Origin of the sequence: Mesorhizobium sp. KR9-304 (assembly GCF_040049215.1) — a bacterium.
In the GTDB taxonomy this organism is placed as follows: Bacteria; Pseudomonadota; Alphaproteobacteria; order Rhizobiales; family Rhizobiaceae; genus Mesorhizobium_K.
Genome location: NZ_JBDZDN010000012.1, coordinates 1 through 3,519 on the forward strand (window position 1 = coordinate 1; position 3,519 = coordinate 3,519).

4 protein-coding genes are annotated in these 3,519 nt (G+C 62.7%); 3 read left to right on the forward strand and 1 reads right to left on the reverse strand.

The genetic code is table 11. The features are described 5' to 3' along the window. Nucleotides 1-250: 250 nt before the first annotated feature. A complete protein-coding gene (locus tag ABLE71_RS25780) occupies nt 251-793 on the reverse strand; it encodes an EF-hand domain-containing protein (protein ID WP_348786345.1) in 543 nt (180 codons plus the stop codon). Nucleotides 794-1,063: 270 nt separating this feature from the next. Here ABLE71_RS25780 and ABLE71_RS25785 point away from each other — a divergent pair, with 270 nt between their 5' ends. The 3 genes from ABLE71_RS25785 to ABLE71_RS25795 form a co-directional block, all read left to right on the forward strand. After that, nucleotides 1,064-2,434, forward strand: coding sequence for a site-specific DNA-methyltransferase (locus tag ABLE71_RS25785; RefSeq protein WP_348786346.1), 1,371 nt, complete (start codon nt 1,064-1,066; stop codon nt 2,432-2,434). 1 nt (nt 2,435) lies between these two features. Further along, nucleotides 2,436-2,837, forward strand: coding sequence for a hypothetical protein (locus tag ABLE71_RS25790; protein WP_348786347.1), 402 nt, complete (start codon nt 2,436-2,438; stop codon nt 2,835-2,837). A 15-nt stretch (nt 2,838-2,852) separates the two neighbouring features. Then, nucleotides 2,853-3,519: phage terminase large subunit (locus tag ABLE71_RS25795; protein ID WP_348786348.1), on the forward strand; the 667-nt coding region annotated here is incomplete at its 3' end.

Below are 3,519 nucleotides of genomic sequence, written 5' to 3' on the forward strand. Positions count from 1 at the left end.
GCGACATCTCGCTGCCGTCCTTCCAGAGTCCATCGGCTGGCGCACGAGAAAATGCCGTCGCCCCGCCGAAGCGGTCTGCAAGCCGGCGCACCAGTTCCTGGATTTCTTTTGGTTTGACCGGACTTCCGTCCCCTCGGTTGAGCGGGACGAACACTTCGACAAGATTCATCTGACGGCCATCAGAGATCTTTGGGAACAAGTGCCCCGCTGTCCCACTCTCAAGGTCGTGGGACAGCGGGACAACGATCAGCTAATTGGCGTCGTCGTCATCCGGCCCTTCCGGAGCACCATGGACGAACGCCTCGATCTCGGTCATCTCGACCTTGCCGTCGCCATTCTCGTCCACCGCCTTGAAGATGCGGCCATGAAAGTCCTGTATCTCGGCCAGCGACAGCGCGCCGTCGCCGTCAGCGTCTACGATGGCGAACATCATGCGCATGCCAGCGCCATGCATCATGGCCGAACGCATGCCGTCGCGGTTCCCGCCGCGGCGATCATGCATCCGGCCCCCGCCGCGCCAATCGGCATCATGGTGGCGCCTTCCCTTCTTCCAGTTCCGGTCGTCATCGCGGCGTCCTTCACGCAGTGACCCGTCGTGCATCATCTCGCGGACCATCTCGCGGACGATCTGCCGCATGGCGTCAGACTCCATGCCGCCAGGCTGGGCCGGTGTCGTGGTGCTTTCCGTGGGCGTGGTCGGTGTTGGTATAGTGGTTTCAGTCTGGGCTGAAGCTGGTGCAGCCGCCAGCATCAAGGCGACGGACGCCCCTGTAATGGTCTTGAGCAAAATCATCGTTTTCTCCTGGGTTTGGAATCTCATCATGTCCTTCGACCTGACGAAGCAATCTCCGACGGACCCCTTGGTTCCTGCAGAATGACATCCGTTTGATCGCACTCGGACGCAAGCCTGCGTTGTGACGCGAACAAATGAGAAATAATGTCGATATTTCAATAGGTTATACGTGATGATATTATCCGGAAGCTTCGCGCGGCTGGAATGGCCATGGACACACGTCATGAAAAGATTGCCCGCTCCCCTCCCAATTTGGATGTGGCGTGCACGGTGGGTATCACTCCTCTTTCGGTTGACTACCGCGCTGCCGCGGCTCTGATCCCGTTCGCCAAGAATGCCAGGACGCATAGCGAGGCACAGGTTGCGCAGATCGCGGCATCGATCCGCGAGTTCGGCTGGACAAACCCGATCCTGGTGGACGGTGACAATGGCATCATTGCCGGCCACGGACGACTGCTGGCGGCAAGGCAGCTCGACATGGCAACCGTGCCGGTCATCGAGCTTGCAGGCCTCTCCGAGGCGCAGAAGCGTGCGCTGATCATCGCCGACAACAAGCTGGCTTTGAATGCCGGATGGGATTCCGAGTTGCTCGGCATCGAGCTCGACGATCTGGCCAGCCTCGGCTTCGATCTCTCGCTCACCGGCTTTGATGAGCTGGAGATCGCCGCACTGACCGGCGCCGGCAATCCCGGCCTGACCGATCCCGACGACATTCCCGAAGCGCCGAAGCAGCCGACCTCCCTCCCCGGCGATGTCTGGATCATGGGTAGACACCGACTGGTCTGTGGCGACAGCACGGACGCCGCCGATGTCGAGAGGGTGCTTGCCGGCGTGAAGCCCCATCTGCTGGTTTCCGATCCACCGTATGGCGTCAGCTATGATCCGGCATGGCGCGGGCGGTTCGGCGATGGTCATGGCCTCGCCAAAGGCAAGGTGCTGAATGACGACCGCGCCGACTGGCGCGAAGCCTGGGCGCTCTTTCCGGGCGATGTCGCCTATGTCTGGCATGGCGCGCTGCACGCATCCACCGTCGCCGCCAGCCTCGAAGCCAGCGGCTTTGCAGTGCGCTCGCAGATCATCTGGGACAAGACCCGCCTGGTGATCGGCCGCGGCGACTATCATTGGCAACATGAACCGGCCTGGTACGCCGTCCGCAAAGGCAGGAAGGGCCACTGGAACGGCGACCGCAAGCAAACGACGGTCTGGGCGATCCCGCATCGCAAGTCCGAGACCGGCCACGGAACGCAGAAGCCGGTCGAGTGCATGCGTCGCCCGATCGAGAACAATTCCTCGCCGGGCCAGGCGGTCTACGAACCGTTCTCGGGGTCCGGCACTACGATCATCGCCGCCGAGACGACAGGGCGCTCATGTCACGCCATCGAACTCAATCCAACCTATGTCGATGTCGCGGTGACGCGGTGGCAGGCGTTTACCGGCCAGGCAGCGATCCTGGACAGCGACGGCAAGACCTTTGCCGAGATTGCCGCTGCCAGAACAAGACTGCTGGAGGCTGATCTGGAACAGCGCCCTTCCCCCGGCACTCCAGAGCCCCAGGACCGGCCATCATCGGGAATCGGCCTCCAGGAGGCCCGTTTCGGGGAAAGCGCGGCCTTTGCCGCTGGCAGCTTCGAGGAGCACTGACATGGCCCGTCCGGTCCACACTCCCGATCCCGCCCTGCGCCGCCAGGTCGAGGCAATGGCCGGTTACGGCATTCCGGAGCTTGGCATCGCCAAGGTGATCGGCATCGATCCGAAGACGTTGCGCAAGCACTACCGCTCCGAACTCGACCTTGGCCACGTGAAAGCCAATTCGGCTGTCGCGCAGAGCCTGTTCAAGAAGGCGACCGGCGACGGCCCGCAATCGGTTACCGCTGCCATCTTCTGGGCAAAGACGCGAATGGGCTGGAAAGAAACCATCGTCAACGAGCATGGCGGCGTCGAGAACAATCCGGTCAGGATCAGCGTCGTCAGGCGCATCATCGTATCGCCGCCTGACCGACCAGCGCCAAGGACCATTCCCCACCTGGCCGTCGAGCCCGAATAGAGATCGGCCGGCGACTTGTCCGTCCTTCAGATCGAAACAGCCACTGTCTTCGAGACGCTGCTGCCCCCCGCCCGCTACAAGGGCGCGCATGGCGGCCTCGGTTCCGGCAAGTCCCACTTCTTTGCCGGTCTGCTGATTGAGGACAGCCTTGCCGAGGCTGGCCTGCGCTCGGTCTGCATCCGTGAGGTCCAGAAGAGCCTGAAGGATTCGGCAAAGCGACTGCTCGAGGACAAACTTGCCGTCTGCCGGTTGGGCGAGGCCGATGGCTTCAAGGTATTCCGTGAAGTCATCGAGACGCCTGGCGACGGGCTGATCACCTTCCAGGGCATGCAGGACCACACCGCCGACTCCATCAAGTCGCTGGAAGGCTTCAAGCGTGCCTGGGTCGAGGAGGCACAAACGCTGTCGATCACCTCCCTCGCCCTGCTTCGCCCCACCATCCGGGCACCGGGCTCGGAGCTGTGGTTCTCCTGGAACCCGAGGCGAAAGACCGATCCCGTCGATGTCATGCTGCGCGGCAGGGAGTTGCCAACCGGCGCCACGGTGGTGCGCGCCAACTGGAGCGACAATCCCTGGCTGCCTGCAGAACTCGAACAGGAGCGCCGCGATTGTCTGCGCACCGATCCCGACCAGTACGGCCATATCTGGGAGGGCGACTATGCAAGCGTGCTATCCGGCGCAT

Bases quoted from the DNA above. Each gene is read 5' to 3' on its own strand.
- ABLE71_RS25790 (WP_348786347.1), top strand. From the start codon at position 2,436: ATGGCCCGTCCGGTCCACACTCCCGATCCCGCCCTGCGCCGCCAGGTC.
- ABLE71_RS25780 (WP_348786345.1), bottom strand. From the start codon at position 793: ATGATTTTGCTCAAGACCATTACAGGGGCGTCCGTCGCCTTGATGCTG.